Annotated in this window: 1 pseudogene; it reads right to left on the bottom strand. The window is 84.5% G+C overall.

Annotated features, from left to right (window positions below):
* A pseudogene (locus AC1UE5_RS27745) lies at positions 1–820 on the bottom strand (hypothetical protein); the annotation flags it as partial.

Here is an 820-nt window from a genome sequence, read left to right as displayed (position 1 = left end):
GCGCCCGCGGGCTCGGCGAGCGCGAGCGCCTCGTCGGCGTCGTCGATGGCCGGCGCGCGGCCCGCGGCGGCGTGGAGCGTGGCGCGGACGGCGAGCGCCCCGGCGAGGAGCAGCGGGTGGCCGCCCGCGCGGCCGGCCGTCACGGCGGCGTCCGCGTCGCGCGCGGCCTCCTCCCATCGCCCGCGCGTGAAGGCCAGCGCGGCGCGCGCGCCGAGCGGCGCGGCGAGCAGGCCGTCCGCGCCGGTCGCGCGGCACGCGTCGTGGAGCGTGGTCGCGAGCCGCTCGGCCGTGCGTTCGGCGCCGAGCCGCACGGCCGCGTGCGCCGCCGCGCCGGCGGCCTCCGCCGCGGGCAAGGGCGCGAACCCGGCGCGCGCCACCTGGGCCAGCGCGTCCGCCGCGGGCTGACGCTCCCCGCGCGCGTGGAGCGTCAGCGCGGCGGCCAGCGGTGTGAGGTGGTCCCCGTCCGCGTCGAGCCGCGCCGTGACCGCTGCAAGCAGCTCCGCGTCGCCGGCGTACGCGGCGCCGACCACGGCCTCCGCGAGCAGCGCCGCGCGCGCGGCGGCGTCGAGGCCGTCACCCTCCGCCGCCGCGAGCGCGCGCGCCGCGCCGCCCGCCGGGTCGCTGCCGCGGACGTCGAGCAGGACCCGGACGCGCTCGCGCTCCGCCCCGCGAGCCTCTCCCAGGAGCGCCACGGCGGGCGCGCGATCGCCCGCGCGGTCGGCGGCCACGGCGGCGGCCAGCGCGAGGCGCGCCCGGTCGGCGGCGTCGTGCGCATGTCCCGCCGCCGCCCCGTAGGCCCGCGCGGCCGCCGCCTGGCCAC

This window comes from Parviterribacter multiflagellatus, from assembly GCF_056863265.1.
Note: the sequence above shows the minus strand (reverse complement) of the source record. Positions and strands in the feature narration are given on the sequence as shown.